Here is a 26,199-nt window from a genome sequence, read left to right as displayed (position 1 = left end):
ATCCTTTCGGACTAGGAGGTGTGCCCGAAGGCATATATTTTATCAGAGGTCAGAGCTGGCTGGCTTCATCAAGAAGGCTGGTTGCGCCCGTCATGATGCGCGCACGATCACTCTCGCAGTCGACCAGAACATGATGCGCAAATATCTGCGCGGTGGTTATTTTTCGCGTCATGAATTCGGTCTCATTCCCCCTGTGCTGTTCTGCCTCAGCAGCGCGCGCGGCGCGCGCCAACTGCCAGCCGGCAGCAAGCGTCCCGGTGAGGTTGAGGAAGGGTACGCTGCCACCAAATGCGGCTCGGGGATCATTGGGGGCGGTTTCCAGCAACCAGGAGAGGCTGGCATCAAACGCCGCCCTCGCCTCACCCAGGCATACCGCGATGTCCTGCAGTTTGGCGCTTCCTGTCTGTAACGCAGCCTCGGTGTCTGCAATCATCGCGGAGAACCGGCGCGCCGTCTGACCTGCGTCTCGCAATACCTTGCGCCCAAGCAGGTCGTTGGCCTGAATGGCGGTGGTGCCTTCGTAGATCGGCAGAATGCGCGCATCCCGGTAAAACTGCGCCACACCGGTTTCTTCGATGAACCCCATGCCGCCGTGGATCTGCACCCCCAGCGATGCCACCTCAACCGCCCGCTCCGAGCAAAACGCCTTGACCAAGGGAACCAGAAATTCAGCCACCGGCGCGGTCTCGGCGCGGATGTCATCATCGCCGTTTTGGGACAAATCCAGCCAACCGGCCGCAGCCATACTCAGAGAGCGCCCCCCTTCAACCAGTGCTCGCATACGTAGAACCATCCGGCGCACATCGGGATGACCAATGATCGCCGTTGTCTTGTCGGCGTCCAGCCCGATCGCCTGGCCCTGCACCCGTTCCTTGGCGTAGGACAGCGCGTGTTGATAGGCGCGTTCGGAAACAGCAACGCCCTGCACCCCCACCGCAAACCGCGCGGCGTTCATCATGGTGAACATGTATTCAAGACCGCGGTTTTCCTCCCCGATCAGGTAGCCGGTGGCATCGGCATACTCCAAGACCGCAGTGGGACTCGCCCGCACTCCCAGCTTGTGTTCAATACTGACGCAATTGACGGTGTTGCGGTCGCCGGGTGTGCCATCCTGATCAACAAGGAACTTGGGCACCAGAAACAAGCTTAGCCCCCGGTGGCCCTCCGGCGCGCCCGGCGTCCGGGCCAGAACCAGATGAATAATATTCTCCGACAGCTCATGCGCGCCATAGGTGATGAAAATTTTGGTACCGCTGACCCCATAGCTGCCATCTGCACGCGGCTCGGCCTTGCAACGCACCCGCCCCAGATCGCTGCCGGCTTGTGGCTCCGTCAGGTTCATAGTTCCGGTCCATCGGCCGGAGACCAGCGGACGAAGATAGAGCTCTTTCTGCGCCTCGGTTCCCGACAATTGCAGCGCGTCGATGGCCCCATCTGTCAGAAGCGGGCAGAGGCCAAAGCTCATATCCGCCGCGTTCAGAATTTCGGTGGCTGCCGCACCAACCACGCGGGGCAGCCCCATTCCACCGTGATCGACCGGGTGGGCCAGGCTCTGCCATCCCATGTCGACGAACTGTGCATAGGCAGCCGCAAAGGCCTCTGGCAGAACGACCTTATCTCCATCCAGCTGTGCCCCTGTGGTGTCGCCGACAGCCGATAGCGGCGCGATCAGATCAGTGCAAAACCGACCCAATTCCTCCAGCGCGGCCCGGGCATCAGTGCGATCAATCTCACCGTATTTCTCAAGCGCGCTGACCTGCGGCCATTGCGAGAGATGGTCCAGATTGAACATCATGTCACGGATCGGAGCTTCATAGGTCATTGGCGCCTCGTTGCTGTGCTAGCTGTTGCCGACTGTCTAAGCTATGGCCAATAGCCTGCCCATCCCAGAATTTGACAAACGACTTTCCGAAAGTGACAAATCGACGTATTCTATCGCCTCTATGATACGCCCTAATCCAGACACGCTGGCAACCGTTTCATTGCCTTTCATTGAAGACTGGCTGTCAGCTCTTCAGACCTGTTGTGATGTGGATCAGATACACAGGATCCTGGCCCACTGCGGGCTTCCCCAGCCTACCAACTCGAAGCCCGAGGCGAACAGGGCCACTCAGCGCGTTACACTGGATCAGATCGTTAAGCTCTATCAAATTGCTGCCGCAGAAACCGGCGATGAGATGCCTGGCCTATGGAGCCGCCCGGTTCGCCCTCGGGCGCTTCAACACCTGCTCACAACTGTGCGCGAAGCCGGAACTCTGCCGGCGGCACTTTATCGGTTCTCGACGTTTTGGAATCTGATACTGGACGATTATCACATTGACCTAAAATCAGAAAAATCAAAAATCACGCTAAGCCTCATGCCACGTGGTTCGCCCGAGGTACACCGTTTCGGGCATATGCTCCTGCTCAAATTGGCGCATGGGTTGCTGTCTTGGCTCGCAGGCTACGAGGTGCCAGTACAAGCTGTGCAGTTTGCATTTGACCAGCCAGATTTTGCGCAGGACTACGGGGTTATTTTTCCGGCCCCCGTGCGCTTCTCTCAGTGGTGTTCTGCGATTTCATTTGATCCGCAACAGCTGGGCGCCCCGCAACCTCGTAGCCCGGCGGAGCTTGCGGCATTCCTGGATCGGGCGCCGCGGGACTGGATCTTTACTGGCTTTCGTGAGCATCGGCTGTCCCTTCAAATTCGGGATTTTCTTTATCGGTCAAACTGGGAAGAATGCCGTCTTGGTGACGCGGCCGCGATGCTGAATGTGACACCCCGCACGCTGATGCGACGACTGGAGGATGAGGCGACGTCCTTTCAGTCCATCAAGGACGCTTTGCGCCGTGATATCGCCATTCGTGATCTGCGGGCGGGTCACAAATCCATCGAGGACATCTCCGATGACCTTGGCTTTTCGTCTGCCGCCAACTTTCACCGCGCCTTCCGTCGCTGGACCGGGGGAACAACCAGTTCGTATCGGTAGCTTCTTGGCAAAATGATATGGAATATCCGTTTGCATTCGGAGAGAGGACGCCTTGCTTTGCACCTGAGCATTGATCGTCATTTTTGACAGGTCAGATTTACAAAGCCATGGTACTTAAAAGAAATTGCTACGGATATTCAATGACGCATGCAGGTTTCGCGATGACATCGGATAAGGTTCTGGAACGTCAGTTGGGCGCGCAATCTCTCGCAGGAACCACCCTACTGGACTGCGTTGCCCTACCCCAAAGCACCGGCTATCTGGCCAGATTGTTCTTCAACTCTGACACCCTGGTCGAAGATATCTCAACACCGGATGCGACTGTTTCACCAAGTCGGAGGGGAAACGGGGCTCTGATCCTGGATATTCCAACGACGAGCCCTGCTGAGCCGGTGAAGCTCAATATACGGGGTCAATCATTCAGTCTCACTGCGGAACCCCCGGAAACCAGTTTGTTTGCCGGTCTTAATGTGCTGCTTGCGATCCGCAACGGCGAAAGCCCGGAAACCGCCGCAACTTGGATGCAATATCATGCAAGGCAGCACGGAATGCAGGCCGCTGTTATTCTCGACCAATCACCACCCAACGAAAGTCGCCTTTTCATCAAAGAATTGCGCAACTTGGCGCACACGATCAAAGGGCTAAGCCAAGTAGTCGTGATACACTCAGAAATCCCACTGGGTCAGAAAGGGTTGCCTGCAGAAGCGCACCCTTCGAACGCTCGGGACGCCCCTAAAAGAGATTGGCCAGAGCCGCCGCCCATAGATCCATGGAGAGCACCTCTGGGCGAATTTCTGATCTATGAAATTATCCGGAGACGGTTCCTAAGCGACGCGCGCGCCGTTGCAAACATGGATCTATGTGACCTATTAGCCCGGCCACCCGAGGCGAATATCTTTGATCGCGCGGTGCAGGCTGGCGACAAATACATCCGCTTACTTGGAGCGCAAACCTATCCGTGGCGCGTCCGCCGGAACCAAGATGCCTCATTCGCTGATCACATCTGCACAGCGTTTGATAGCAATATCCGCCATCCACGTTGGTGCGTCGCGCCTCGCGGCAACAAGGACGGCCATATCTGGCACAAAAGCCAGATCATCGGAGCCACAGCCGAACCGACCCAGCCCTCAAATTTCTTTCGAAACATGGTCCTGCGCCATCCAACACGGAACATCTCGCATCTTGTGGCAAAAGGAAGCTTGCTGGAATCGCCAGAACTGCTGACGCTGTCGCGGGAGCATCTTGGCGGCAATCCGGTGCGTATGCCCGAAAAGAAACGCCTGCTCCACCCAAGCGCGGGAACCCGGACATCGGTGGTCACGACCATGAAAAACGAGGGGCCGTTCATTCTGGAATGGCTGGCCTATCACCGGGTCATCGGTGTCGATGATTTTCTCGTCTACACCAACGATTGCACGGACGGCACCGATACTCTCCTGAAGGTTCTGCAGGACAAGGGAATTGTCCAGCATCGTGACAACCCCTGCCGCGACACCGACATAACCCCACAGCACGCGGCCTTTCAGGCGGCTCAACAGGAACCCCTTATCCGCGACGCTGATTGGATCGTCTGTATGGATGTTGATGAATTCATCAACATCAAATGCGGTAACGGACATCTCAGCGATCTTTATGCAGCGATGCAAGGCGCCAATATGATTTCCATGACGTGGCGCCTGTTCGGCAACAATAATGTGTCGAAATTCTCAGGTGAGCTGGTCACACGAGAGTTCACACGATGCGCCCGCGAAATCACGCGCCGACCTCACCAGGCATGGGGCTTCAAAACGCTGTTCCGAAATGAGGGCATCTTCAAAAAGCTCGGCGTACACCGGCCCAAGGGGCTGCGACCGCACCACTGGAGGGATATCCATTGGGTGAACGGATCGGGGCAGGCTATGCCACAACAGATGTTCCGTAGCGGCTGGCGCTCGACCATTGAAACCTACGGATATGATCTGGTGCAGCTCAATCACTATGCGGTGCGCAGTGCTGAGAGTTTTTTGGTCAAACGGGATCGTGGCCGTGTGAACCACACAGAACGAGATCAAGGCTTACCCTACTGGTTCCGAATGAATAATAATTCTGAGGAAGAGCGATCCATTCAACGCCTGATCCCCGAACTGGAGGCAGAAATGGCAAGGCTGCTGCGTGACCCGGATATAGCCGCTGCGCACGACTATGTCTGTCGGCGGCATCGGGAACAGATTGATGAGTTAAAAAAACGCGACGACATGCGAGTGCTGTACCAGGAAATCACAGGCGACAGGCTGCGCAAGCTGTCCCGAATGCATGCGCATTTTTGCACCAATGTATTTCTAAGTGGCCCGGATGTAATTCCGAATGAGCTCACCGAACAGGCTCTCCCAGACGACTTTTTATTTACGGTTCCTCGCACCGAAACCAACGACTGAGAGAGCACCCGCGACAGGTGACAGATCCTGCTGAGCGGCAAGGATGCGCTATATCGCGACAACGGCTCTCGGCAGACGATCTAGGAGGTGGTAGGAAGATTCACATCTTGAAATTTGTTACATTATAAAATAACAAATTGTAGAGAAGGAGCCTTGATATGAGAAAGCGTGCTGCTGCTCGGCAACTGGATGTACTGAGCGTGCTGAAAGCATGCGACAAGCCGATGACCGCGTATCAAATTCTTGAGCAACTTCAGATAGCTGAACCTAATATCGCGCCGCCGACCGTTTATCGTACACTTTCGGCACTGACCGACCAGGGGCGCGCTCATCGTCTTGAATCGATCAACGCCTTTGTGCCCTGCCGTTGCAGCCACGCCGAGAGCGTGCCTGTCTTGGCGATATGTGACGATTGCGGCACCGTCGACGAACATGACGGCAGCGAGCTGCTACCAAAACTCACGGCCCTGACCGGACAGAATGCCTTTCATGCCGTGCGTCATATCGTCGAAATCCACGGATTGTGCGGTGCATGTGCTGCCTGAACGACTGTTTACATATTGGATCATAATCATGAAACGAACCCTCTCATTGCTTGCTGTCGTCGCCGCTCTGCCTGCATTGGCAGAAGGCACACGCGAACTTGATGCCCATGAACATGGCGTTGGGACGCTCAACATTGCGATCGAAGACACAACGGTCTCAATGGAATTCGAAGCCCCAGGGGCAGATATTGTCGGGTTTGAATACGCCGCCAAAAGTGAGGCTGATATCTCTGCAGTTAACACAGCGCTTGCCACACTCAGCTCACCTTTGCAGTTGTTCGCTGTCCCGGACTCAGCGCTCTGCAGCATAGTGGATGCGCATGCAGCGCTCGCAGGCGGGGAGGAACATGAGGATCACGCTGACGAACACGCGCATGAGGAGCACACACATGATCACGGGCATGAGGATCATGAAAAACATGATGACGCCAAACATGAGGAACATGAACACGAAGAGCATGATAGTGACCATAATGATAGTCACGCAGAGCATGCTGCCCACTCCGAGTTTCATGCAAACTACATACTAGATTGCGCGAAACCTGAGGCGTTGAGTAACATGACATTTACCTATTTCACTGCCTTTCCGCATGCGCAGAGCGTTGATGTGCAAGTGATCAAATCAACTGGTGCACGCGCCTATCAGGTCGACCGCAACGCGCCAGTCCTAAATTTGGAGCCTTGACCTCAAGTGGTTGATACAACCCTTGAAATCAACGATCTGGCCTATCGCTGGCCGGGTCGTGATGGGTTCTCGCTGACGGTCCCGCACCTTTCGGTAGCAGCAGGTGAAACCGTGCTGTTGCTCGGCGAAAGCGGTTCCGGAAAATCCACGCTTTTGTCGTTGATCTGCGGCACAGTCCTGCCGGATCGTGGAAAGATCTCGATCGCTGGCAGGACTATCTCTGCGTTAAATGGTGGCGCGCGTGACACGTTCAGAGCAGATCATATTGGGGTTATCTTTCAACAGTTTAACCTGTTGCCATTCGGAACGGTGATCGACAATATTCTGCTCCCGCTCCGCTTTGCACCGTCACGGCGACAGCGTGTAAGTGATGCAACCGCGGAGGCATCGCGATTGTGTTCTGCGCTCAATTTGCCAGCGGATATTATCAGCGCCAAGGCCCGGACCCTGAGCGTGGGCCAACAACAACGCGTTGCAGTGGCCCGAGCATTGATCGGCACCCCTCCGTTGATCATCGCTGACGAGCCCACCTCCGCACTTGATACCGGTGTGCAGAGCGCCTTTTTAGACTTACTTTTTACTCAGACAGCCTCGCATGGCTCCTCGCTGCTGATGGTCAGCCATGACGCACGGCTCAGCGCATTTTTTGACCGTGTGATCCATATGGAAGAAATCGCTCACATGAAAAGGGCGATGACATGATATTGCGCCTTGCAGTTGCTTCCCTCTTCGCACGGGCGTTGACCGTCGGCATGACGATCCTTGCCATCGCGTTGTCTGTCGCCCTGTTCCTTGGTGTCGAGAAAATACGGACCGGCGCCAAAGCCAGCTTTGCCGATACGATTTCCGGCACAGATCTAATCGTCGGCGCCCGGTCTGGATCTGTGCAGCTGCTGCTCTACTCTGTTTTCCGCATTGGCAATGCCACCAACAATGTGACCTGGGAGAGCTATCAAGACATTGCAAGGCGACCCGATGTTGACTGGATCGTTCCGATTTCACTAGGCGACAGCCATCGTCAGTTTCGCGTCATGGGCACAACCAAAGCATTCTTCGATCACTATAAATACCGCCAAGGCCGGTCCCTAGAGATGGCGGATGGTACTCGGATGGATGATCTCTTTGATACCGTGATTGGTGCCGATGTTGCTGCCACGTTGGGCTATCATGTTGGGGATCCCATTGTCGTGGCGCACGGGCTTGCGTCCTTCGCCAAGCATAAAGACCAACCTTTCCGCGTGTCCGGCATACTGGAGAAAACGGGCACACCCGTCGATCGCACAGTCATCGTGAGTATGGAATCAATCGAAGCAATACATGTTGATTGGAAAAGCGGCGCCCAAATCCCCGGCCGATCAACGCCTATCGACGTCATCCGTGAGATGGAGCTGACGCCCAAGGCGATAACCGCAGCCCTCATAGGCGTTGAAAGCCCGCTCCAGACCTTCGCGTTGCAACGCGCCATCAATGACTATCGCGAAGAACCCCTGCTGGCGATTTTGCCAGGCGTTGCGCTGCAGGAATTGTGGAGCATTGTCGGCATCGCAGAAACTGCTTTGCTTGCGGTGTCTGCGATGGTGGTGGTCACCGCTTTAATCGGAATGATGGCGACAATTTTTTCCAGCCTCAACGAACGGCGCCGCGAAATGGCGATTTTCCGCGCAATGGGCGCCCGACCCCTGACTATTCTCAGCTTACTGGTGCTGGAAGCAATGGTGATGGCCACCGTTGGCGCAGTTCTTGGACTGGTGTTGCAATATGTCGGATTGCTGGTAGCCCAACCTTTCTTGGACAGCATTTTCGGCCTCTGGATACCGATTGATGCTCCGACGCTGCGCGAAGTCTGGCTCATACTGGGTGTAATCTGCGCTGGCGTGATTGTGAGCCTCATACCTGCGATGCGAGCCTACAGAATGTCTGTCGCTGATGGTATGGTTGTGAAAACCTGATGCTCTGAGTGAGGTGAATACAAATGTTAAACCGCAGAACGGTTATGATGGGTTTGGCGGGATCAGTCACCGCGCCGCATATGGCATTTGGAGCGACCCCCCGCGAAATCATGTGGGAGGATTTGATTCCACCCGGTGTTCCCTATTCGGAAATTATTGGTGAAGGCGATTTGGACATGGAGAATGATACATGGTCGCCGATCTACGACACCAATGCCACAATACTGAATGAAACGCTGAACGGTGCTTTCATCAAAATGCCTGGCTTCATTATTCCCTTTGAAATCAGCTCCGACGGCGTGACCGACTTCATGTTGGTTCCTTACGTCGGCGCCTGCATCCACACCCCGCCGCCGCCTGCAAACCAGCTGGTCATGGTGAGCACCAGAACGCCTTGGCCGGGCGATATGCTCTGGGATCCTGTTTGGGTAACGGGGACCATGCGAACGCAATTGCAGTCCACAAAACTTGGTCAAACCGGCTATTCCATCTCCGCCGACGAAATGGAAGTTTATGTTTGGTAAACTTCATTTTCTCGGCCCAGTCATAGATGGTCAAGACTGACGGCAATGCGCTGTCATACCTGCGATGACGTAACCGTTTCCGATCACCGCAAGGCAAGAGGCACGCTCGCGACACCGCAGAGTGGCAAGAATACTCAAAAAACCAATATCCGGAACAAGCTTGCACCGCCGAAATGGCGGTGCAAGTGTTCTTACTCCTGAGCTGCGCTTGCAGGATCCCGCAACCGGTCACGCAGTTTGTGTAGTGTTACCACCGCGCTGCTGTCTTCGAGGTTGATACCGCCTGTGTCCGCCGCAAGTTTTCTGAGTTCTTCGTAGAACTTCACCATTGCGGCCAGGGTCTGCACAACCAGATCAAAATCCTGCAAAGACTGCCGTTCTTCACGTGTGGGAGGCGTCCCGCGTTCGAAGATCGTCAACACAGTATCTTCAAGCACCTGCACCTGTTCCTGCAGCCGCTTCATCTCAGCGCGCGACACATCGCAAAGGTCACTGATCGTGTGGCCTTTCGGCGGTGGTGTCGATTGCATGTTCATAGGCGGCCAACCACTTGTTCAATAGCCTGCTTCATCGTGGCAACGGTGAAGGGTTTGCGAATGATGTTGTTCATCGCAAGACGGCGGCCGACCTCGACAATTTCGGGGGTTGGCTTGCCTGTCACCAGAATAAAGCCCACCCGTTGTGTCACACGATGTTCGCGCAGGGCCTTCAAGAGGCCTAGCCCATCCATGCCCGGCATATTATAGTCGGACAGGACCAGGTGCACCGGATTGGCGACGAGCTTCTGAAATGCCGATTGCCCGTTATTTTCAACCATATAGTTGCTGACGCCAAGCTCATCCAGACATTGGGTCAGGATTCCTCGGCTGGTGGACATATCGTCAACGACCATCACGCGCAGAGAGTCTTTCAAGCTCATTTTTAGTTCCTCATTTTCTCTTATTGTGCCGGACTGCTCAGGTGTTCCCACCGGCAGGAGAGTTTAAGTAAGTGGTGATGCCAACGGTCTGCAGCGCCGATGCCGCAGGCCCCGACATGCGTTCCGAATGGCCGATAAACAGGTAGCCGCCAGGGTTCAGGCTGCGTTGGAACGCATGCCAGACTTTCTGCTGTGTCGGAGTGTCAAAATAGATCGCCACGTTCCGGCAAAAAATCGCATCGAACTTGCCCTTAAACGGGAAGGGTTCAATCAGATTGAGCACCCCGAATGTCAGCAATGCGCGCAGATCATCACGGACTGCCCCATCCTGACCTTCGATCTTGTAGTACCCGCTATATTTCTGCGGGATTTGCGACAGTTCATCAGCGGAGTACCGGCCCGCGGACGCCTTGCGGACAACCACCGGATCGATATCGGTGCCAAGGATTTTCACATCCAGCTTTTCAACATCCGGACAGAGCTCTTTCAACACCATCGCGATGGTGTAAGGCTCCTGGCCGTTCGAACATCCAGCAGACCAGATGCGCACACGATCTCCACGACGTGCTTTCTCCAGCAACGGCGGCAGGACATCATCGCGCAACGTATCGAAATGATGCGGTTCGCGAAAGAACTGCGTCACGTTTGTGGTCAGCAGCGACAGCAGTTCACTGCGCTCAGCATCCGCATTGGGACCGTTCAATTCCTTAAGATAGGATTTGAAATCGGTATAATTCAGCTTGCGCAACCGCCGCGCCAAGCGTGAAGAAACCAACGGTTTCTTGCTGCTCGACATAGCCAGCCCAAAGTGCTTGTGCGCAAAGTCGGCGATGGATTCAAAATCCTGATCAGACAGGGTGAAACCATCCGCACGAGTATCAATGGGATTGGCAATGGTCACGAGATCACCTGTTCCGGTACAGTGATGACAGCATCTAGATTGATGATCCGCACCATCGTTTCATCGTGCGAAATGATCCCCTGGATATAGTCCATCGTGTTGCGGCTATCGACTGGCGGCGTGTCCTGAATATCATCCGGATTGATCGAAATGATCTCGGAGACAGACTCCGCCAGCAGGCCAACCGGCTTGCCGTGCACGGAGACGACGATCACGACGTTTCGCTCACTCGCTTCGGTCTGCTGCAGTCCGAACCGTGCTGACAGGTCATAGATCGGGATCACAGCGCCGCGCAGGTTCATGACCCCCAGCACGTCCGCAGGTGCATGAGGCAGGATCGTTACCGGCGACCAGCGCCGGATTTCCCGGATCTGGGTGATTTTCAAACAGAACGCCTGGCCAGCAACGGTGAAACTGACAAATTCGCTGTGCTGGGCGTGCTTGATTTCCGAGTCGTCATATTTGGCTTCAGCTTGCGATTGCATTGCTTATTCTCCGCTCTGTGTCGAAAGCGGCTGCAGAAGGCGAAGCCGCAAGAATACTTTCGGGGTCTAGGATCATGGCAATCTTGCCATCACCGAGAATGGTTGCTGCCGCGACGCCAGGAATGTTGCCACACACGCCATCAAGGCTCTTGATGACGACCTGACGCTGGTCATGGATATCGTCCACAGCCAAGGCGCTGCGCTGACCGGTCTCTGTCTCAACCAGAAGATAGACTCCAGGGGGCTGATCGTGATCAGCCTTGGCCAGTCCCAGCGCGCCGCCGACGTCGCAGACAGGAACAAAATTGCCCCTGATCGACAACAGCGTGCCATCCGCGCCCAGGTTGTTGACCATATCGTCGCTGCCACGCATCGTCTCAACAATCGAGGTGATCGGGACAACCATGGTCTGATCCGCAACGGACACAACCATCCCGTCCATCACGGCAAGCGTCAGTGGCAGGATAATGGTGAACACTGAGCCCTTACCCGGAGTGGAGGAGATATTGATCCGCCCCCCCAAGGCCGTGACTGCGTTCTTGACCACATCCATTCCGACACCGCGCCCGGACAGATTTGAGATCTCCTTTGCCGTGGAAAAACCCGGTAGGAACAACAAGTTGTCGATCTCACTATCGGTAAGGTCCGCATTCTCGGGAATGAGCCCCTTGTCGATGGCAATCTGTTTCACGCGCGGCCGGTTAACACCCGCACCGTCGTCCTTGATCTCGATACAGACACTGCCAGACCGATGAGACGCCGACAGCCGGATTTCACCACTCTTGGTCTTGCCCGCCGCATCGCGGTCCTCAGGCTTTTCGATACCGTGATCGACCGCGTTGCGCAGGATATGGGTCAGCGGATCAGACAGTCGCTCGATGACGGTCTTATCAACTTCGGTGCCCTCACCCTCGGTGATCAGCTTGGCAGTCTTGCCAGTTGCGGCGGAGGCTTCGCGCACGATCCGCGCCATCCGCTGAAACAGCGGTTTAACGGGTTGTGCGCGGATGGACATGACACCTTCCTGGATGTCACGGGCCAGATTTTTGAAGCCCTCCAGCTCGGTTTCCACATCGCGCAGGTCTGCAACATCAAGGTTGGCAATCTGCTGTGCCAGCATCGAATGGTTGATGATCAATTCGCCAACGGCGTTGATCAACCGGTCGACCCGTTCCAGATCAACCCGCAGCGTCGGGTTTGGCCCACGCTGCTCAGATTTCGCGGCCTCAGCTTTTGGCGCCGCCGCTTTGGCGGCCACCGGGGCTTCCACGGCCTCCGGTTCTGGGGCTGAGACCGGCGGTTCAAAAGGGGCAGTCACCTGATCACCACCTTCCTCTGGAGCGGCCCCGAAGGCAGCCTCCAGCGCAGCCAGCGCATTGGCATCGTCCTCTTCATCCATATCGGAGTCGATGGACAGCTCACACAGCCCTTCCACGAATTCAAAAACCGACTCGATTGCCGACTTCGACTCTGTCGTTGTGAGCGTCAGCGCCCAGGTCAGATAGCTCTCGTCGGTATCCAGCGCGTCAAAGCCGGGCAGCTCACTTTCGTCCAGGGCCACCTCAAGCGTGCCGAGATCGGCCAGGGTCTGGAACAGGAAGTAAGGTTCGTTGCCGGTGCCGTACATGTCCTTCAATGGGTGGAAGCGAATGGTATAGACCCGCTCCTTTTCCACCTCGATTGGCGCCATTTCAAAGGCACCGCCCAAACCCATCGGCTGGAAGACGACCTCTTCTTCTTCCTCGTCGATATACTCCTCAAGAGCCGAGACGAGCACATCATTATGTGCCTCATCAACGCTGCCACCATCGCGGGAGGTCGCCACAAGATCAGACAGATGATCGCTACAGCGCAGCAGCAACTGAATAAGCTTGGTATCAAGTTGAAGCCGGTTGGCACGCACCTCGTCAAAGACGGTTTCAAATTTATGGGCAAATGCGACCAGCTCGTCCAAGCCGAATGCACCTGCGCCCCCTTTGATCGAGTGAACCGCCCGGAAGACAGCATTGACAACCTCAGGGTCGTGATCGCCTCCTTCGATAGCGGTCAAACCCTCATCCATTGCTTCAAGGAGCTCTTCGCACTCCTCGAAGAATGTGTCCTGTATCGACCCCGCCATCTTAGGCCGCGGCTCCGGTGACGCGCTTCAGCGCGAAAATCAGAGACGCGTCATCAAATGGCTTGGTGATCCATCCTGTCGCGCCAGCACCACGGGCGCGGGCCTTCAGCTCAGGCGCACTCTCGGTGGTCAGAACCAAAATCGGCACTTTCGAGTTGATGCCGTCACCGCGCAACTCTTCGATAACGCCGAAGCCGTCCAGATTGGGCATATTAATGTCGGTGATCACCACATCCGGCGCCACATCCGCATACATGTCCACACCCTCGCGGCCGTCGACGGCGCAATGGTATTCAAAACCGGCCTCTTCAAGAGCGGCCGCCAGGAGATTCCGGATGGTGCGGGAATCGTCGATTGCCAGAACTTTCGTCTTCATGCTGTTTCCTCGTCTTCAAATCGGTTGGGCTCGAGCCCCAAAAGAGTGAGCGATTTCCGGCACCCTTCAGTGATCTTGGCGACTGAGAAACCCAGCCCCTCTGACCGCCATTGCTGTTCTGCACTCAGCAGAAGCTGCAGGCAGCGTGACGGCATGACCGCCACATTGCTGCAATCAATCTCCACTGCCTGAGTGCGCGCCCCGCGCAAGAATGCAATCAGCGGATCCAGATCCGAGAAGGCATTGGGCAGGTCCAAAATGTGTTTTTGCGTTTCCGTCGTCATGGTCAGCGATTCGCACCCCCGTATTCGGCGACAGGTTTCAAGTCGATACGCTAGGAGTAGACGGCGGGCCTTAATATTTGATTGCCGGCCCCACCGCAGGCAGCCCTGAATCGGGGGGGAATTGACTGTAAAAACCAGCTGGAATTTCGCTAAATTTTACCTGCAGGCAGAGGGTCACTTTTTAAGTCGTCCCGCTTTGCCGAAATAACAGCATCCACGCGCGGTGATATATTTATACGGACTCGTGCCGACGCCTAGCTGCTGCATTTTACCGAGAAATTGCCGTGAAAAACCAACCTCACGTAAGGTCGAAATTAACTCCTAGCGGGCATCAAAGGGAAAAGGAGAGGGCTATCACCCGCTTCTTGTGCCTGTGAATGGAGTATCCGATGAAAATTATTCCCAACCTGCGTCTTGCGTATAAGCTGCCCCTCTTCATCGTAGGGTTCAGCGTGCTGGTAACCGCGATCTTTGTGACGATCAGCTCGCTCGCATTTCAGCGAAATGCAATTGCACATGCTGAGGAACAATTTCATGCCATGACCGAGGACCGCAGTATGGCGCTGAAAGCGCTTGTTGAGGGAATTCGTGCAGACGCATCAACCCTGGCGGCGATCCCGTCAACGGCGACCGCACTTGAATGGTTCACCATGACCTGGGAAGGGATCGAGGGTGATCCGCAGAAAACACTGCGAAACGCCTATATCGACGCAAACCCCAACGCGGTCGGTGAAAAACACCTGTTGAACCGGGGCATTGGGGATTCGCCCTATCACATGCACCACGCCCGTTTTCACCCCTCACTGACGGCGGTGCTTCAGAACAAGGGGTACTACGACGTTTTCTTGATCAACATCGCGGGTGATGTCGTCTACTCGGTCACAAAGGAGGCCGATTACGCCTCGAACCTGGTCAATGGCGCATATGCCGATTCTGGACTTGGCAAGGCCTTCAGGGCAGCCATCGACATGTCCGCAGGCAAAGTCGTCTTTGCGGATCTCGAAGCCTACGCGCCAAGCAACGGCGCCGCCGCGGCATTTGTCGCAAGCCCGGTGTTTGATGCGGCTGGCGAATTGCAGGGAGTTATCGCCCTGCAGGTGCCTGTCGATATGCTAACCAAAATCGTCAATCCAGTGAGCGACATGAACGAGACGCTGGATGTATTCATCGTCGGTCAGGATCTGAAAGTGCGCACCAACTCGCGTCATGACGACGTGCACCAAGTGCTGGAACAACTGCCGGAAACAGAACAGATTTCGGCTGCTCTCGCCGGTGAAAGCGGCTTTTACGCCGATACGGTCGACTCGCACGGCACCCCGGTTGTCGCCTATTCCGAACCTGTGGGCATGCCCCAGGCCAATTGGGCAATTGTCGCAGAACAGGACCGCGCGGAACTGTTTGCGCCTGTCGCACGAGAGCGCAACATCATGCTGCTGATTTCACTGGTCGTGGCGTCGGTCATGTCGCTTGTTGGTTGGCTCTTTGCACGTTCGATCACCCGGCCAATCAACCGTATTTGCAACCGTATCGAGGAGGTGGCGTCCGGCAATCTCGATTCGGATGTGCCCGAAGCGGGCCGGAATGACGAAATCGGTGACATCGGCAAACAGCTGATCAGCCTACAAGATGATCTTAAACAAGCGCGTTCCGCCGAACTTGATCGCGCAGAGCTGCAACAACAACAAGAGGTTGTCGTCGAACAGCTGAGCTCGGGTCTGGTGCGGCTTGCAACCGGGGATTTCTCTCAGCCCATTTCCGATCCGTTCCCCTCGCACCATGAAAAACTGCGCGAGAATTTCAACCGCACCTCTGAAACACTCAGCTCCACGGTCACCCAGGTGATTGACACAGCCGAGAGCATTCGCAGTGGCGCAAATGAAATCAGCCAGGCCTCTGACGATCTGTCCAACCGCACCGAAAGCCAGGCCGCCACGCTGGAGGAAACCGCCGCCGCTCTGGATGAGATGACGGCCAGCGTGAAATCCGCCGCCGAAGGCGCGCGCAGCGTCGAAAGCATCATGCAGGAGGCCAAACAGGAGGCCGAAACCAGCGGCGAAGTGGTCCAGAGCGCGGTTTCTGCCATGACCGAGATCGAACAATCCTCGAGCCATATCTCGCAGATCATCAGTGTGATTGATGACATCGCCTTTCAGACCAACCTCCTGGCGCTCAATGCCGGGGTGGAAGCCGCACGTGCCGGTGAGGCGGGCAAGGGCTTTGCCGTGGTCGCCAGCGAAGTGCGGGCCCTGGCGCAGCGCTCCTCGGATGCCGCGATGGAAATCAAGACCCTGATTGGCGACAGCACCAAACAGGTGGAGCGTGGCGTGGATCTGGTTGGCAAAACCGGCGATGCGCTTCAGGGCATTGTCGAGCGGGTCAGCCATATCTCGCAACTGGTGTCCGGCATTGCGACCGGGGCCAGCGAACAGTCCACTGGCCTGCATGAGATCAACACCGGCGTGACCCAGCTGGATCAGGTCACCCAGCAGAATGCCGCCATGGTTGAAGAGGCCACCGCCGCCGGTCACATGTTGAACGCTGATGCCAGCAAGCTGGCGGAACTGGTCGCCCATTTCCGTGTCGCAGCAGGCGGCGGGCAGGCCCCGGCCCGTAAACCCGCAGCGGCCACAGCGCCAACCCGGAGAGCGGTTGCCACGCAGGAGGCCACACCGGCCGCCCCCAGCGCCCATGGCGATGATTGGGACCTTGAGGCTGTCACACCACAGCCGGCCCCCGCAGCCGCCAGCACCAGCGGCAATGCCGCCAAGGACATCTGGCAGGATTTCTGATCCCGCCAAAAGCCGCCAACCCCAAGCCAGGGTTGGCGGCCGCTATATCTGAAACACTTCGGCCTTTGTCCGAACGCAACAAGCGGAATGAGCATTGTCACAGAGCCTATTGATCATCACCACGGACCGGCGTTTTGCGCAGACCCTACAACAACATATGGAGGCCACCTACCCGGGCCTTCAGGTGCTTTTGGCCAACAATCTGATGATGGCCTACAATCAGGCAGAGGCAGGTCAGCCCACTTTTGCCTTCGTCGAAGATGGGTTCACCAAACTGCCCGAGTTCGAAATGATGCTGGCTCTTTTCTCGGCGCTTGATATCCGGTGGGTGTCTGTGATGGACAACCAGGGGTCAACGCCAGCGCGCAATTCTTCGCCACTGCTGGACGTCGGTGCTGGTATCTTCGAGCTGACGAAATCTGATAATCCCCGCGATTTTGCACGCTATTTCGACATGATGGTCAAGGCGCCGCGCCGGGACCAGGCCTCGCCCTTGCAGAAACAAACCGCAGGCGCCGCGGCAGGCCCCGGCAGTGACAAGATTATCCTGATCGGCTCCTCTACCGGCGGCGTGGAAGCCCTGCGCAGTGTGCTGGTCGGATTTCCGCTGAACTGTCCGCCGACCCTGATCGTTCAGCACACCGGCAAGAATTTTGGCCGCGGGCTGGTCTCTCTTCTGGACCGCATTTGCCCGGCTAAGGTGTTGGCAGCAGACGACAATATGACGCTCTCGCCCGGTCATGTCTATGTCGCGGCCGGCCAGCCGCGCCACATGGGAATGACCCCCAGGAAGCCGTATCGCACCCGGTTCAAGGAAGGTCCTCCGATCTCGGGTCACATGCCGTCGGTCGATGCACTTTTTATGTCTGCAGTGCCCATCGCAAAAAGCGTTGTTGCCACAATCTTAACCGGTATGGGGCAAGATGGGGCGCAAGGGCTGCTGGAACTGCGCAAGGCCGGGGCAAAGACCTTTGCGCAGGACGAGAAAAGCAGCGTCGTCTACGGGATGCCACGCGTTGCCTGGGAAATGGGCGCCGCGCAGCAACAGGTCTCGCTTGCGCGAATGGCCGGAACATTGATTCAGGCTTGCAAGACCTGACAAATAACTGGGAAGGAAATCACCTTGAGCGTCTTTGCTAACTCTACCACGGTGACCGTTCTACAAGGCGAATATCGCGTATCGACATCCCCAACCGTGGTGTTTTCCACCGTGCTTGGATCCTGCATTGCCGCGTGCATCTACGATGACAAAGTTGGTGTCGGCGGCATGAATCACTTTCTGCTGGCGTCCTCAACCGCCAGCGACAGTGTGAATGCGCGCTACGGTATTCATGCCATGGAACTGCTGATCAACGGGATCATGAAAAAAGGGGCGCAGCGCGAAAACCTGAAAGCCAAGGTTTTCGGCGGCGCCAAAATGTCGGCAAATCTTTCCGATATCGGCGCCTCGAATGCCGACTTCGTCCAGCGGTTCCTGCGGGACGAAGGCATCGCAGTGGTGTCATCCAGCGTTGGTGGCACGTCGGCGCGGCGGGTGCGTTTCCACGCGGTTTCGGGGGCTGCACAGCAAACGCAGGTCAAAGATGACAGGCGTCTGGGTGAGCAGGAACGTGTTGCCGCGCGGCCGACTCCTGCGGCCAAACCGGCAGCAGATGTCGGTGCGGTCACTTTGTTCTAGACGCGCTGACGCCGAGGTCGCGGCCTGAAACACAGGTACAAGTACGACATCAGATTTCTTTGAGACGGGTCCGGCGCAGTCGGACCCGTCTTACGCTGCAGACATCTCGGCATAGCCGCAGAATTGTACCTTGCAGCCCGTTCGCATGACCCGTTAACATCCTGATTTCATGTGACGACAGGATGTAGCGTGCAAAGCCAACACAAACCGGATTGCCCCATAGGACTGGGACCGCGGATAAGCCGACATCTCGCATGTCTCGCTGTGGTTCTGGCCCTGTTCCTGCCGGGATCCGTGTTCGCCGACCGCCTTACCGTTTTTGGTGCAGCAAGCCTCAAAACCGCGTTGGAGCAAATCGCTGAAACCTATGAGGCCCAGAGCGGCACCACCGTTGATCTGTCTCTGGCCGGGTCCTCCCTGCTGGCTCGGCAGCTGCAATATGGCGCGCCAGCGGATGTTTTCATCTCTGCCAACGCCGCCTGGATGGATTGGGCTCAATCGCGAAACCTAATTGCAGCGCAGACACGGATTGACCTCCTCGGCAATTCCCTCGTTCTAATCGCACCAACCGCAGCCCAAGCAACCGTGCCCTCCCTCTCCTTGCTAAATACATCCGCGTTGCTGGCCCAAATACAGGATCGCCCATTGGCAATGGCCCTGGTGGAGGCCGTCCCAGCCGGAGTTTATGGCAAGTCTGCGTTGCAACATCTGGGCCTTTGGGATCAGCTGCAGCCATATGTTGCGCAGACCGACAATGTACGCGCTGCTCTTGCACTGGTTGCCCGCGGGGCCGCTGGTCTGGGTGTGGTCTACGGATCCGATGTGATCGGCACCCCCGCTGTCACCGTTGTGGACCGGTTCCCACCGGACAGCCACGCACCAATCACCTACCCCGCCGCCGCAACCCATGACGGGCCGGAGGCCATTGATTTCCTGAACTTCCTCGGCAGTCCGATTGCGAAAGAGATCTTTGTCGGGCAAGGTTTCACCGTGCTAGTGGAGTGACCCAACAGAATGCAGTGGCTTGGCCCCGAAGAATGGCAGGCGGTGGCCTTGTCCCTGAAGGTATCGTTCTGGGCAACCCTTCTGTCGCTGCCGCTGGCGTTGTTGGTGGCGTTGGCGCTGGCGCGCGGGCAGTTTCGGGGCAAGGCATTGCTAAACGGGGTGGTTCATCTGCCATTGATCCTGCCGCCGGTGGTTACTGGCTACATCCTGCTGATCGTCTTCAGCGGCCCCAGCCCGGTTGGGACTGCACTGAACACGGTTGGTGTCGTCTTTGCCTTTCGCTGGACCGGCGCGGCCCTCGCCGCTGCAATCATGGGATTTCCGTTGATGGTCCGGGCCATACGTCTTTCGCTGGAGGCGGTGGACCCCAGGCTGGAACAGGCGGCCGCAACGCTGGGTGCCTCGCGGATATGGGTGTTCGTGACCATCACCCTGCCCCTGATCCTGCCCGGCGTTCTGGCCGGAGCCGTCCTTGGCTTCGCCAAGGCGATGGGTGAGTTTGGCGCAACCATCACCTTTGTTTCCAATATTCCGGGCCAGACGCGGACGCTCCCTTCAGCAATCTATGCTTTTCTGCAGGTGCCCGGTGGTGAAACAGCGGCATTTCGGTTGGTGATCATCTCCGTTGCCCTCGCCATGGCGGCGCTGCTGGCGTCAGAATGGCTGGCACGCCGGGTCGCAGACCGGGTCCGGGGCGCCACATGTTAGACGTCAGGCTGACGCATCAGCTGGGGCAGTTGGCTCTGGATGTGGATTTTTCGGCCCCTGTCGGGGTGACCGTTTTGTTCGGCCGCTCCGGCGCCGGTAAAACCACTGTCGTCAATGCTGTGGCAGGTCTGCTGAAACCCGGAACCGGCAAAATCTGCCTCAGAAACCGCGTTGTTCTGGACACAGAAGCCGGGGTAGATACCCCCCCGTACCGTCGTCGCATTGGCTACATCTTTCAGGATGCCCGGCTTTTCCCTCATATGAGCGTTTCGAAAAATCTTCTGTATGGCCAAAGATTTATGCCCCGAAACAGAGAGGTGGCGACAGTTGACACCGTGGTCGATATGCTCGGATTGGGTGCCTTGCTGAACCGCCATCCAGCCACTCTTTCGGGTGGTGAAAAACAGCGTGTCGCAATTGGCCGCGCCTTGCTGTCGGCACCGGATATGATCCTGGCGGACGAACCGCTGGCCGCCCTGGACGAGGCACGGAAGGCCGAAATTCTGCCCTATCTGGAACGGCTGCGCGACGAAATCACGCTTCCCATTCTCTATGTCACCCATTCAGTTGCTGAGGTCGCCCGGCTGGCAACCACCGTGGTTGTTCTGCAGGACGGGCGCTGTATACGCAGCGGCCCCGCTGATCTGGTGCTGGCCGATCCGACCATCATGCCAACCGGCGTGCGTGGTGCCGGTGCTATTTTGCAGGCAACAGTACAGCAGCATCACGCAGATGGGCTGAGCGAATTGAACGCCGGTGGCCTCGCCCTGTTCCTTCCCCGGGTGCCCCATCCGCCGGGCCATGCCGTGCGTGTCCGCATCTCCGCTCATGAGGTGATCCTGTCACGCCAGCGCCCCGTTGGCCTCTCTGCATTGAACATTCTGCCGGGCCGCGTCACCGCACTGCGCAGCGGCGAGGGGCCGGGCATTATGATCTCTTTGCAGACCCCTGCAGGAGCTTTGCTGGCGCGTGTCACCCGGCGATCTGCCGCCGCATTGGATCTGGCCATTGGCAGGGACTGCCATGCGATTGTGAAATCCGTATCGATCGCGCCAGAAGATGTGGGCGGAACCCGCACAGGCTGAGCCGCTGCACCCCGTATCGTACTAGAAACCACCACCAAACGGCTGATTTCTCTCGGCAACTGCGGCCCTCTGCGGTATGCCAAAATCAATCATCAGGTGGATCACGGTACAACAGGTCCGGATGAAAACCGGCGAACTGCGGAGGGGCATATGCGGCAACACCAGATTTTGAAGCGATATGCTCCCTTTACAGAGGACACCCGGATATGACGCCTGACCGGAACCGCAGCCTCTGGCAGGCAACCTGCCGTGAGGGCCTCTCCGCTACGGCCCTGCAAGATGATGTTTCAGCGGATTTGGTTGTTGTCGGCGGTGGGTATACCGGTTGTTCGGCGGCTTTGCGCGCGGCGGAGCTGGGGGCTGATGTGTGCTTGCTAGAGGCGGAGACCTTTGGCGCGGGCGGATCCGGGCGGAATGTCGGATTGGTCAATGCAGGGCTGTGGTTGCCGCCTGAGGAGATCAACGCCACCCTCGGAGAGGTCAACGGTGCCCAGCTGTCCACTCTCCTTGCAGCCGCGCCCGCAGCGGTCTTTGAAATGATCAAGACCCATCAGATCGACTGCGAACCGGTCCAGACCGGAACCCTGCATTGCGCCCATGCGCATTCGGGACTGAAAGATCTGCAAAAGCGGTACCGCCAACTGACAGCCATAGGTGCCCCGGTTACGCTCCTGTCTCGTGGCGCTGCCATCGCGCGTGTTGGCAGCGATGCCGTTCATGGCGCCCTGTTCGACCCCCGCGCCGGAACCATCCAGCCGCTGGCCTATGCCATCGGACTGGCGCGCGCCGCGGCTGCGCAAGGCGCCAAACTGCATGCAAACTCATCCGTTGTCGGGATCACACGCGAAACAGATGGCTGGCGGGTCAGCACACCCGGTGGCACAGTCCGCGCCCGTCACTTGATCATGGCCACAAACGCCTACACGCTGCCCATCACGGGATATGCCACCCCCGCCACCATCCCCGTCAGCTATTTTCAGGCCGCCACCGCGCCGCTTCCAGCCGATCTTGCGGGGCAGATCCTGCCTGAGGCAGAAGGCTGCTGGGATACAGGCCTGATCATGTCGTCCTGGCGACGCGACCGCGCCGGACGGTTGATCATCGGCGGTATGGGCGCCTTGTCCCACCCGGCGCGCAGCATTCATAGAAACTGGCTGCGGCGGAAGCTGGCAGTCATGTTCCCTGCCCTCGCAGATCATCCGTTTGAAGCTGAGTGGGCCGGTAAGATCGCGATGACAACCGAACACATCCCAAAAATTATTGATTTGGGTCAGGGGTTTGCCTGTTTTGGATACTCAGGTCGCGGTATCGGCCCCGGCACGGTTTTCGGCCGACGCATGGCCGAGGCCCTGATCCATGGAGACAGATCGCTACTTCCCATTCCGGTGAGCGACGACCACAGGTTGCCCTTTGCCGGGGTGCGCGGCGCCTATTATGAGACCGGCGCCACACTGGTTCATCTCCTATCGGAACGGGTCGGCCAGACGCCGACCACCACCGATCAGTAACAGCCCGCGATCGCCTCACCGACTGAGGTCAGAAGCTGCGGATAGAACTGTGGTCCCGGTTCCAGCGTGACGCCAAGCGGATCGACAACCGCCGTGCCTGCATCGGTTCCATCCAGTACCGTTGCGACCAGACCGGAGTTGAACTGTGGCTCGGACAGGACACAACGCACCTTCATTTCCTGAACGATTGTCCGGACCTCAGCGATGCGGGCCGGGCTGGGATCCGATGCATCACTCAATGAAATTGCCGCTGCAGCCTCAATCCCGAACCCGGTTTCAAAATACTGATACGCATCGTGAAAAACGACAAAGGGCTTGCCTGCCACAACGTCCAGTTTGGTTGCAATCTCGGCAGCGGCTGTCGCAATCTCGGCCTGCCCCTCTGCGGCGTTGCGCATGTAGAGCGCGGCATTCTCCGGATCAGCAGCCGCCAGAGCCTCGGCGATGACCTGCAGCCAGGCGCTGCCATTTTCCGCCATCAACCACGCGTGGGGATCAAGACTACCGGCCTCGTGGCTGTGCCCATGCTCATCTGCATGCGCTGTTTCGGCGTCGTGATCCTTATCATGTTCAACTGCGTGATCTCCGTCGTGATGCTCATCATCATGCCCGTCGTGATCATCATCAGCGTGATCGTCGTCATGACCGTCATGATGGTCATCGCTGTGACCGTCATGATGCCCTTGCCCGAACTGAACGCTCTCGCGCACCATCAGCTGCTGTGTCGCCTCGGCGTCGAGCAGAGCAATCACCGTGGCATCGGATGCAAGCGTCGCAATAGGCCCCTCCAGCCACGGTGTCAGCATCGGCCCAACCCAGAAGACAAAATCCGCCTGATCCAGCGCCCGCGCTTCCGAAGGGCGCATCGAATGGCTGTGCGGCGACGCGCCGGGCGGAACCACCAGGTCGGGCGTGCCAACACCCTGCATCACACGCGATACGAGGCCGTGGACCGGAGTAATGTCGGTAGCGACGGCAGGCACCTCGGCAAAGGCAGCCGTCGCTGCGGTCCAAACTGTTGCGGCAGTTGCTAAAAAGCGGATTTGTCCCATGACGGCCCCATGTAATTGTATAACATTACGGCGGTTGATAAACGTCATAACATAACATATCAACCCCGAAAGAGATCGCCCAACGGAGCCTCAGATGGACCCCATCGGATTTCACGCACACGACCACAGCCACTGTATCAGCGATGGGATCGCCGTCGCAGATGCACATTGTCGTGCGAATGGCCTGCAATTTACGCCAGTGCGGCGCCGGGTGCTGGAAATCTTGCTGCAGGCCCATCGCGCTATGGGCGCTTATGATCTGCTGGACATTCTGCGCAGCGAAGGTTTGGGATCTCAGCCCCCGATTGCCTATCGGGCGCTGGATTTTCTGGTGAAGAACGGCTTCGCGCACAAGATTGAACGGCTGAATGCCTTTGTGGCCTGCAGCCACCCCGGTGACGATCACGCCCCGGTCTTTATGATCTGCCGCACCTGCAATGCGGTTGCCGAGGCACCGTCCCAAACCTCCAACGGCCGCCTTGGGGCCGCCGCCCGTGAAGCGGGGTTTCTGATTGAACGCACGGTCATGGAGGCAGAAGGCCTCTGCCCCAAATGTCAGGCGGACGATGCGTCATGAGCTTGGTCAAACTTACCGGTGTCAGCGTAAGGCACAACGCCAACCCCGTGCTGCACAATGTTAATTTTGCGATTGATCGCGGAGAAATCGTGACCATCGTCGGCCCCAATGGCTCGGGGAAATCCACCTTTCTGCGGACGATCATCGGCGCGTTGCGGCCAACGCTTGGCGCTGTGTTCCGGGCGCAGGGGCTGCGCATCGGCTATGTTCCGCAGAAGCTGCATATCGATCCAACCTTGCCTCTCAATGTGCGCCGGTTCCTGAGCCTGCCGCATTCGGTGTCGGATGCCGCTGCGCAGAAGGCGCTGGAGCAAGCTGGCGCCGGACAGTTGATGAAACGCCAGATGACCAAATTGTCAGGGGGGCAGTTCCAGCGTGTTCTGCTGGCGCGCGCGCTGCTTTGTAATCCGCAGCTGCTGATTTTGGATGAGGCCACGCAGGGGCTGGACCAGCCCGGGTCCGCCGCTTTCTATCAGCAGATCGAACAGCTGCGCCGCGATTTGGGCTGTGCCATATTGATGGTCAGCCATGAATTGCACGTGGTTATGGCCGCCTCCGACCGTGTAATTTGCCTCAATGGTCACATCTGTTGCGAAGGCGCCCCTGAACATGTGGCCTCCGCCCCGGAGTATCGCGCCCTTTTCGGAACCGGGACGCAGGGCGCCCTGGCTCTCTATCGACACGAACACAACCATTCGCACGATCACCGCTGCGGTCACGACCACGCGCATGATCCGCAGACCGCCAATGCCGATATGACCGGACCCCACTGATGATGATTTTGGACAGCTTTCTGATCCGCGCCGCGCTTGCAGGCGTCGGCGTCGCAATTGCCGCGGCCCCCCTTGGGTGTTTTGTGGTCTGGCGCCGGATGGCCTATTTCGGCGATGCAACCGCACATGCGTCAATCCTGGGGATCGCGCTCGCCCTCAGTTTCGATACCTCGATTTTCGTCGGCGTGCTCGCGATGGCCCTGATCATGGCCACGGTTGTCTCGACACTCAGCGGCAGAGGCTACGCGGTTGACACGCTTCTGGGCGTACTGGCCCATTCGTCTCTGGCGTTCGGCCTCGTGGCGGTGTCCTTTCTGCAAGGCGTGCGGCTTGACCTGATGGCCTATCTGTTTGGTGATATCCTCGCAGTAAATGCCAACGATCTTATGGTGATCTGGGGCGGCGCCGTCTTGGTTGTGGGGCTGCTGTGGTGGCGATGGTCAGCGCTGTTGACCGCGACGCTGAACCCTGACCTTGCGCATGCAGCGGGGATTGATCCCCGACGTGAGCAGCTGGTGCTGACCCTGGCGCTGGCGGTTGTCGTGGCCGTTGCGATCAAGGTTGTCGGCGTGTTGCTGATCGCGGCCCTGCTGATCATCCCGGCGGCAACCGCTCGGCCTTTTGCTGCAACGCCCGAGCGCATGACCATCATCGCAGCCGTCACCGGTGCAGTCTCAGCGCTGGGAGGTTTGCAACTGGCCTTCATGTTCGACACACCAACCGGACCAACAATTGTCTGTCTTGCGGCCTGTCTTTTCGCCCTGTCGAGCCTCAAGCAGCTGCTGAGCAAGACATGAGCCAAGTCTGACGCATCACGAAATCGCATTCCTAAGGCTGGTAGGGCATCATAGCTG

Annotated in this window: 26 protein-coding genes; 17 read left to right on the top strand and 9 right to left on the bottom strand. The window is 57.6% G+C overall.

From position 1 onward, the window contains the following. Positions 1–49: 49 nt before the first annotated feature. Positions 50–1,822 carry an acyl-CoA dehydrogenase gene (locus D1820_RS17690; protein ID WP_118070397.1) on the bottom strand — a complete coding sequence of 591 codons (1,773 nt, stop codon included), beginning with the start codon at positions 1,820–1,822 and terminating at the stop codon, positions 50–52. Positions 1,823–1,943: 121 nt separating this feature from the next. Here D1820_RS17690 and D1820_RS17685 point away from each other — a divergent pair, with 121 nt between their 5' ends. The 7 genes from D1820_RS17685 to D1820_RS17655 all read left to right on the top strand — a co-directional run bounded on the left by D1820_RS17685 (position 1,944) and on the right by D1820_RS17655 (position 9,086). Next, entirely contained in the window at positions 1,944–2,969 is a 1,026-nt protein-coding gene (locus D1820_RS17685) for an AraC family transcriptional regulator (RefSeq protein ID WP_118070395.1), read from the top strand. A gap of 140 nt (positions 2,970–3,109) precedes the next feature. After that, a complete protein-coding gene (locus D1820_RS17680; protein ID WP_254683412.1) occupies positions 3,110–5,383 on the top strand; it encodes a glycosyltransferase family 2 protein in 2,274 nt (757 codons plus the stop codon). A 158-nt stretch (positions 5,384–5,541) separates the two neighbouring features. Further along, entirely contained in the window at positions 5,542–5,928 is a 387-nt protein-coding gene (locus tag D1820_RS17675; RefSeq protein ID WP_082035102.1) for a Fur family transcriptional regulator, read from the top strand. A gap of 28 nt (positions 5,929–5,956) precedes the next feature. Beyond that, entirely contained in the window at positions 5,957–6,613 is a 657-nt protein-coding gene (locus D1820_RS17670; protein WP_118070393.1) for a DUF2796 domain-containing protein, read from the top strand. Positions 6,614–6,619: 6 nt separating this feature from the next. Next, on the top strand, positions 6,620–7,315 hold the full coding sequence (locus D1820_RS17665) for an ATP-binding cassette domain-containing protein (RefSeq protein ID WP_118070391.1): 696 nt from the start codon (positions 6,620–6,622) through the stop codon (positions 7,313–7,315). Then, on the top strand, positions 7,312–8,562 hold the full coding sequence (locus D1820_RS17660; protein ID WP_118070389.1) for an ABC transporter permease: 1,251 nt from the start codon (positions 7,312–7,314) through the stop codon (positions 8,560–8,562). Before D1820_RS17665 ends, D1820_RS17660 begins: the two co-directional genes overlap by 4 nt. Before the next feature lie 23 nt (positions 8,563–8,585). Continuing rightward, on the top strand, positions 8,586–9,086 hold the full coding sequence (locus D1820_RS17655) for a DUF3299 domain-containing protein (protein WP_118070387.1): 501 nt from the start codon (positions 8,586–8,588) through the stop codon (positions 9,084–9,086). A 191-nt stretch (positions 9,087–9,277) separates the two neighbouring features. Here D1820_RS17655 and D1820_RS17650 read toward each other — a convergent pair whose 3' ends face one another. Genes D1820_RS17650 through D1820_RS17620 form a run of 7 tightly spaced genes read right to left on the bottom strand, consistent with a single transcriptional unit; the run spans position 9,278 to position 14,170 of the window. Then, positions 9,278–9,622: a hypothetical protein gene (locus D1820_RS17650; RefSeq protein WP_102898417.1), complete on the bottom strand. Its 345-nt coding sequence runs from the start codon at positions 9,620–9,622 to the stop codon at positions 9,278–9,280. Further along, positions 9,619–10,005, bottom strand: coding sequence for a response regulator (locus D1820_RS17645; RefSeq protein WP_014881835.1), 387 nt, complete (start codon positions 10,003–10,005; stop codon positions 9,619–9,621). The genes D1820_RS17650 and D1820_RS17645 overlap by 4 nt, the downstream gene beginning before the upstream one ends. Positions 10,006–10,042: 37 nt before the next feature. Continuing rightward, positions 10,043–10,906, bottom strand: coding sequence for a protein-glutamate O-methyltransferase CheR (locus D1820_RS17640; protein ID WP_102898418.1), 864 nt, complete (start codon positions 10,904–10,906; stop codon positions 10,043–10,045). Further along, positions 10,903–11,391: a chemotaxis protein CheW gene (locus tag D1820_RS17635; protein WP_014881837.1), complete on the bottom strand. Its 489-nt coding sequence runs from the start codon at positions 11,389–11,391 to the stop codon at positions 10,903–10,905. The genes D1820_RS17640 and D1820_RS17635 overlap by 4 nt, the downstream gene beginning before the upstream one ends. Beyond that, positions 11,375–13,510: a chemotaxis protein CheA gene (locus D1820_RS17630; RefSeq protein WP_118070385.1), complete on the bottom strand. Its 2,136-nt coding sequence runs from the start codon at positions 13,508–13,510 to the stop codon at positions 11,375–11,377. Before D1820_RS17630 ends, D1820_RS17635 begins: the two co-directional genes overlap by 17 nt. Before the next feature lies 1 nt (position 13,511). Further along, positions 13,512–13,886, bottom strand: coding sequence for a response regulator (locus tag D1820_RS17625; RefSeq protein ID WP_014881839.1), 375 nt, complete (start codon positions 13,884–13,886; stop codon positions 13,512–13,514). Then, a complete protein-coding gene (locus tag D1820_RS17620; protein WP_024099218.1) occupies positions 13,883–14,170 on the bottom strand; it encodes an STAS domain-containing protein in 288 nt (95 codons plus the stop codon). Before D1820_RS17620 ends, D1820_RS17625 begins: the two co-directional genes overlap by 4 nt. A 389-nt stretch (positions 14,171–14,559) precedes the next feature. Here D1820_RS17620 and D1820_RS17615 point away from each other — a divergent pair, with 389 nt between their 5' ends. The 7 genes from D1820_RS17615 (at position 14,560) to D1820_RS17585 (ending at position 22,943) form a co-directional block, all read left to right on the top strand. Further along, the gene (locus tag D1820_RS17615; protein WP_118070572.1) at positions 14,560–16,959 is read left to right on the top strand and encodes a methyl-accepting chemotaxis protein; all 2,400 of its coding nucleotides are present in this window, start codon (positions 14,560–14,562) and stop codon (positions 16,957–16,959) included. Between the two features lie 157 nt (positions 16,960–17,116). Further along, complete coding sequence (locus tag D1820_RS17610; RefSeq protein WP_162894132.1) at positions 17,117–18,058, top strand: CheB methylesterase domain-containing protein; 942 nt, start codon at positions 17,117–17,119, stop codon at positions 18,056–18,058. A 24-nt stretch (positions 18,059–18,082) separates the two neighbouring features. After that, positions 18,083–18,637, top strand: coding sequence for a chemotaxis protein CheD (locus D1820_RS17605; RefSeq protein ID WP_102898420.1), 555 nt, complete (start codon positions 18,083–18,085; stop codon positions 18,635–18,637). A 189-nt stretch (positions 18,638–18,826) separates the two neighbouring features. Next, positions 18,827–19,642 carry a molybdate ABC transporter substrate-binding protein gene (gene modA / locus D1820_RS17600; protein ID WP_118070383.1) on the top strand — a complete coding sequence of 272 codons (816 nt, stop codon included), beginning with the start codon at positions 18,827–18,829 and terminating at the stop codon, positions 19,640–19,642. Positions 19,643–19,651: 9 nt separating this feature from the next. Then, the gene (gene modB, locus D1820_RS17595) at positions 19,652–20,350 is read left to right on the top strand and encodes a molybdate ABC transporter permease subunit (RefSeq protein ID WP_118070381.1); all 699 of its coding nucleotides are present in this window, start codon (positions 19,652–19,654) and stop codon (positions 20,348–20,350) included. Further along, entirely contained in the window at positions 20,344–21,435 is a 1,092-nt protein-coding gene (modC, locus tag D1820_RS17590) for a molybdenum ABC transporter ATP-binding protein (protein WP_118070379.1), read from the top strand. Before modB ends, modC begins: the two co-directional genes overlap by 7 nt. A gap of 206 nt (positions 21,436–21,641) precedes the next feature. Next, positions 21,642–22,943: an FAD-binding oxidoreductase gene (locus tag D1820_RS17585; RefSeq protein WP_118070377.1), complete on the top strand. Its 1,302-nt coding sequence runs from the start codon at positions 21,642–21,644 to the stop codon at positions 22,941–22,943. Here the strand turns inward: D1820_RS17585 and D1820_RS17580 are convergent. Continuing rightward, positions 22,937–23,995, bottom strand: coding sequence for a zinc ABC transporter substrate-binding protein (locus D1820_RS17580; protein WP_118070375.1), 1,059 nt, complete (start codon positions 23,993–23,995; stop codon positions 22,937–22,939). The two genes, D1820_RS17585 and D1820_RS17580, sit on opposite strands and share 7 nt — an antisense overlap. Positions 23,996–24,089: 94 nt before the next feature. Here D1820_RS17580 and D1820_RS17575 point away from each other — a divergent pair, with 94 nt between their 5' ends. Genes D1820_RS17575 through D1820_RS17565 form a run of 3 tightly spaced genes read left to right on the top strand, consistent with a single transcriptional unit; the run spans position 24,090 to position 26,142 of the window. Further along, the gene (locus D1820_RS17575; RefSeq protein WP_040169677.1) at positions 24,090–24,572 is read left to right on the top strand and encodes a Fur family transcriptional regulator; all 483 of its coding nucleotides are present in this window, start codon (positions 24,090–24,092) and stop codon (positions 24,570–24,572) included. Further along, positions 24,569–25,345, top strand: coding sequence for a metal ABC transporter ATP-binding protein (locus D1820_RS17570; protein ID WP_118070373.1), 777 nt, complete (start codon positions 24,569–24,571; stop codon positions 25,343–25,345). The genes D1820_RS17575 and D1820_RS17570 overlap by 4 nt, the downstream gene beginning before the upstream one ends. Beyond that, complete coding sequence (locus tag D1820_RS17565; protein WP_096873380.1) at positions 25,345–26,142, top strand: iron chelate uptake ABC transporter family permease subunit; 798 nt, start codon at positions 25,345–25,347, stop codon at positions 26,140–26,142. Before D1820_RS17570 ends, D1820_RS17565 begins: the two co-directional genes overlap by 1 nt. Positions 26,143–26,199: the final 57 nt, after the last annotated feature.

Origin of the sequence: Phaeobacter sp. LSS9 (assembly GCF_003443595.1) — a bacterium.
Classification (GTDB): Bacteria; Pseudomonadota; Alphaproteobacteria; order Rhodobacterales; family Rhodobacteraceae; genus Phaeobacter; species Phaeobacter piscinae.
The sequence above is the reverse complement of the archived record's forward strand: the minus strand, read 5'-3'. Positions and strand labels throughout refer to the sequence as shown.

Excerpts from the sequence above, each read along its gene's own strand:
- D1820_RS17690 (WP_118070397.1), bottom strand. The coding sequence starts at position 1,822 with ATGACCTATGAAGCTCCGATCCGTGACATGATGTTCAATCTGGACCAT.
- D1820_RS17685 (WP_118070395.1), top strand. The coding sequence starts at position 1,944 with ATGATACGCCCTAATCCAGACACGCTGGCAACCGTTTCATTGCCTTTC.
- D1820_RS17680 (WP_254683412.1), top strand. The coding sequence starts at position 3,110 with ATGACGCATGCAGGTTTCGCGATGACATCGGATAAGGTTCTGGAACGT.
- D1820_RS17675 (WP_082035102.1), top strand. The coding sequence starts at position 5,542 with ATGAGAAAGCGTGCTGCTGCTCGGCAACTGGATGTACTGAGCGTGCTG.
- D1820_RS17670 (WP_118070393.1), top strand. The coding sequence starts at position 5,957 with ATGAAACGAACCCTCTCATTGCTTGCTGTCGTCGCCGCTCTGCCTGCA.
- D1820_RS17660 (WP_118070389.1), top strand. The coding sequence starts at position 7,312 with ATGATATTGCGCCTTGCAGTTGCTTCCCTCTTCGCACGGGCGTTGACC.
- D1820_RS17655 (WP_118070387.1), top strand. The coding sequence starts at position 8,586 with ATGTTAAACCGCAGAACGGTTATGATGGGTTTGGCGGGATCAGTCACC.
- D1820_RS17650 (WP_102898417.1), bottom strand. The coding sequence starts at position 9,622 with ATGAACATGCAATCGACACCACCGCCGAAAGGCCACACGATCAGTGAC.
- D1820_RS17645 (WP_014881835.1), bottom strand. The coding sequence starts at position 10,005 with ATGAGCTTGAAAGACTCTCTGCGCGTGATGGTCGTTGACGATATGTCC.
- D1820_RS17635 (WP_014881837.1), bottom strand. The coding sequence starts at position 11,391 with ATGCAATCGCAAGCTGAAGCCAAATATGACGACTCGGAAATCAAGCAC.
- D1820_RS17630 (WP_118070385.1), bottom strand. The coding sequence starts at position 13,510 with ATGGCGGGGTCGATACAGGACACATTCTTCGAGGAGTGCGAAGAGCTC.
- D1820_RS17625 (WP_014881839.1), bottom strand. The coding sequence starts at position 13,886 with ATGAAGACGAAAGTTCTGGCAATCGACGATTCCCGCACCATCCGGAAT.
- D1820_RS17620 (WP_024099218.1), bottom strand. The coding sequence starts at position 14,170 with ATGACGACGGAAACGCAAAAACACATTTTGGACCTGCCCAATGCCTTC.
- D1820_RS17615 (WP_118070572.1), top strand. The coding sequence starts at position 14,560 with ATGAAAATTATTCCCAACCTGCGTCTTGCGTATAAGCTGCCCCTCTTC.
- D1820_RS17610 (WP_162894132.1), top strand. The coding sequence starts at position 17,117 with ATGGAGGCCACCTACCCGGGCCTTCAGGTGCTTTTGGCCAACAATCTG.
- modB (WP_118070381.1), top strand. The coding sequence starts at position 19,652 with ATGCAGTGGCTTGGCCCCGAAGAATGGCAGGCGGTGGCCTTGTCCCTG.
- modC (WP_118070379.1), top strand. The coding sequence starts at position 20,344 with ATGTTAGACGTCAGGCTGACGCATCAGCTGGGGCAGTTGGCTCTGGAT.
- D1820_RS17585 (WP_118070377.1), top strand. The coding sequence starts at position 21,642 with ATGACGCCTGACCGGAACCGCAGCCTCTGGCAGGCAACCTGCCGTGAG.
- D1820_RS17580 (WP_118070375.1), bottom strand. The coding sequence starts at position 23,995 with ATGGGACAAATCCGCTTTTTAGCAACTGCCGCAACAGTTTGGACCGCA.
- D1820_RS17575 (WP_040169677.1), top strand. The coding sequence starts at position 24,090 with ATGGACCCCATCGGATTTCACGCACACGACCACAGCCACTGTATCAGC.
- D1820_RS17570 (WP_118070373.1), top strand. The coding sequence starts at position 24,569 with ATGAGCTTGGTCAAACTTACCGGTGTCAGCGTAAGGCACAACGCCAAC.
- D1820_RS17565 (WP_096873380.1), top strand. The coding sequence starts at position 25,345 with ATGATGATTTTGGACAGCTTTCTGATCCGCGCCGCGCTTGCAGGCGTC.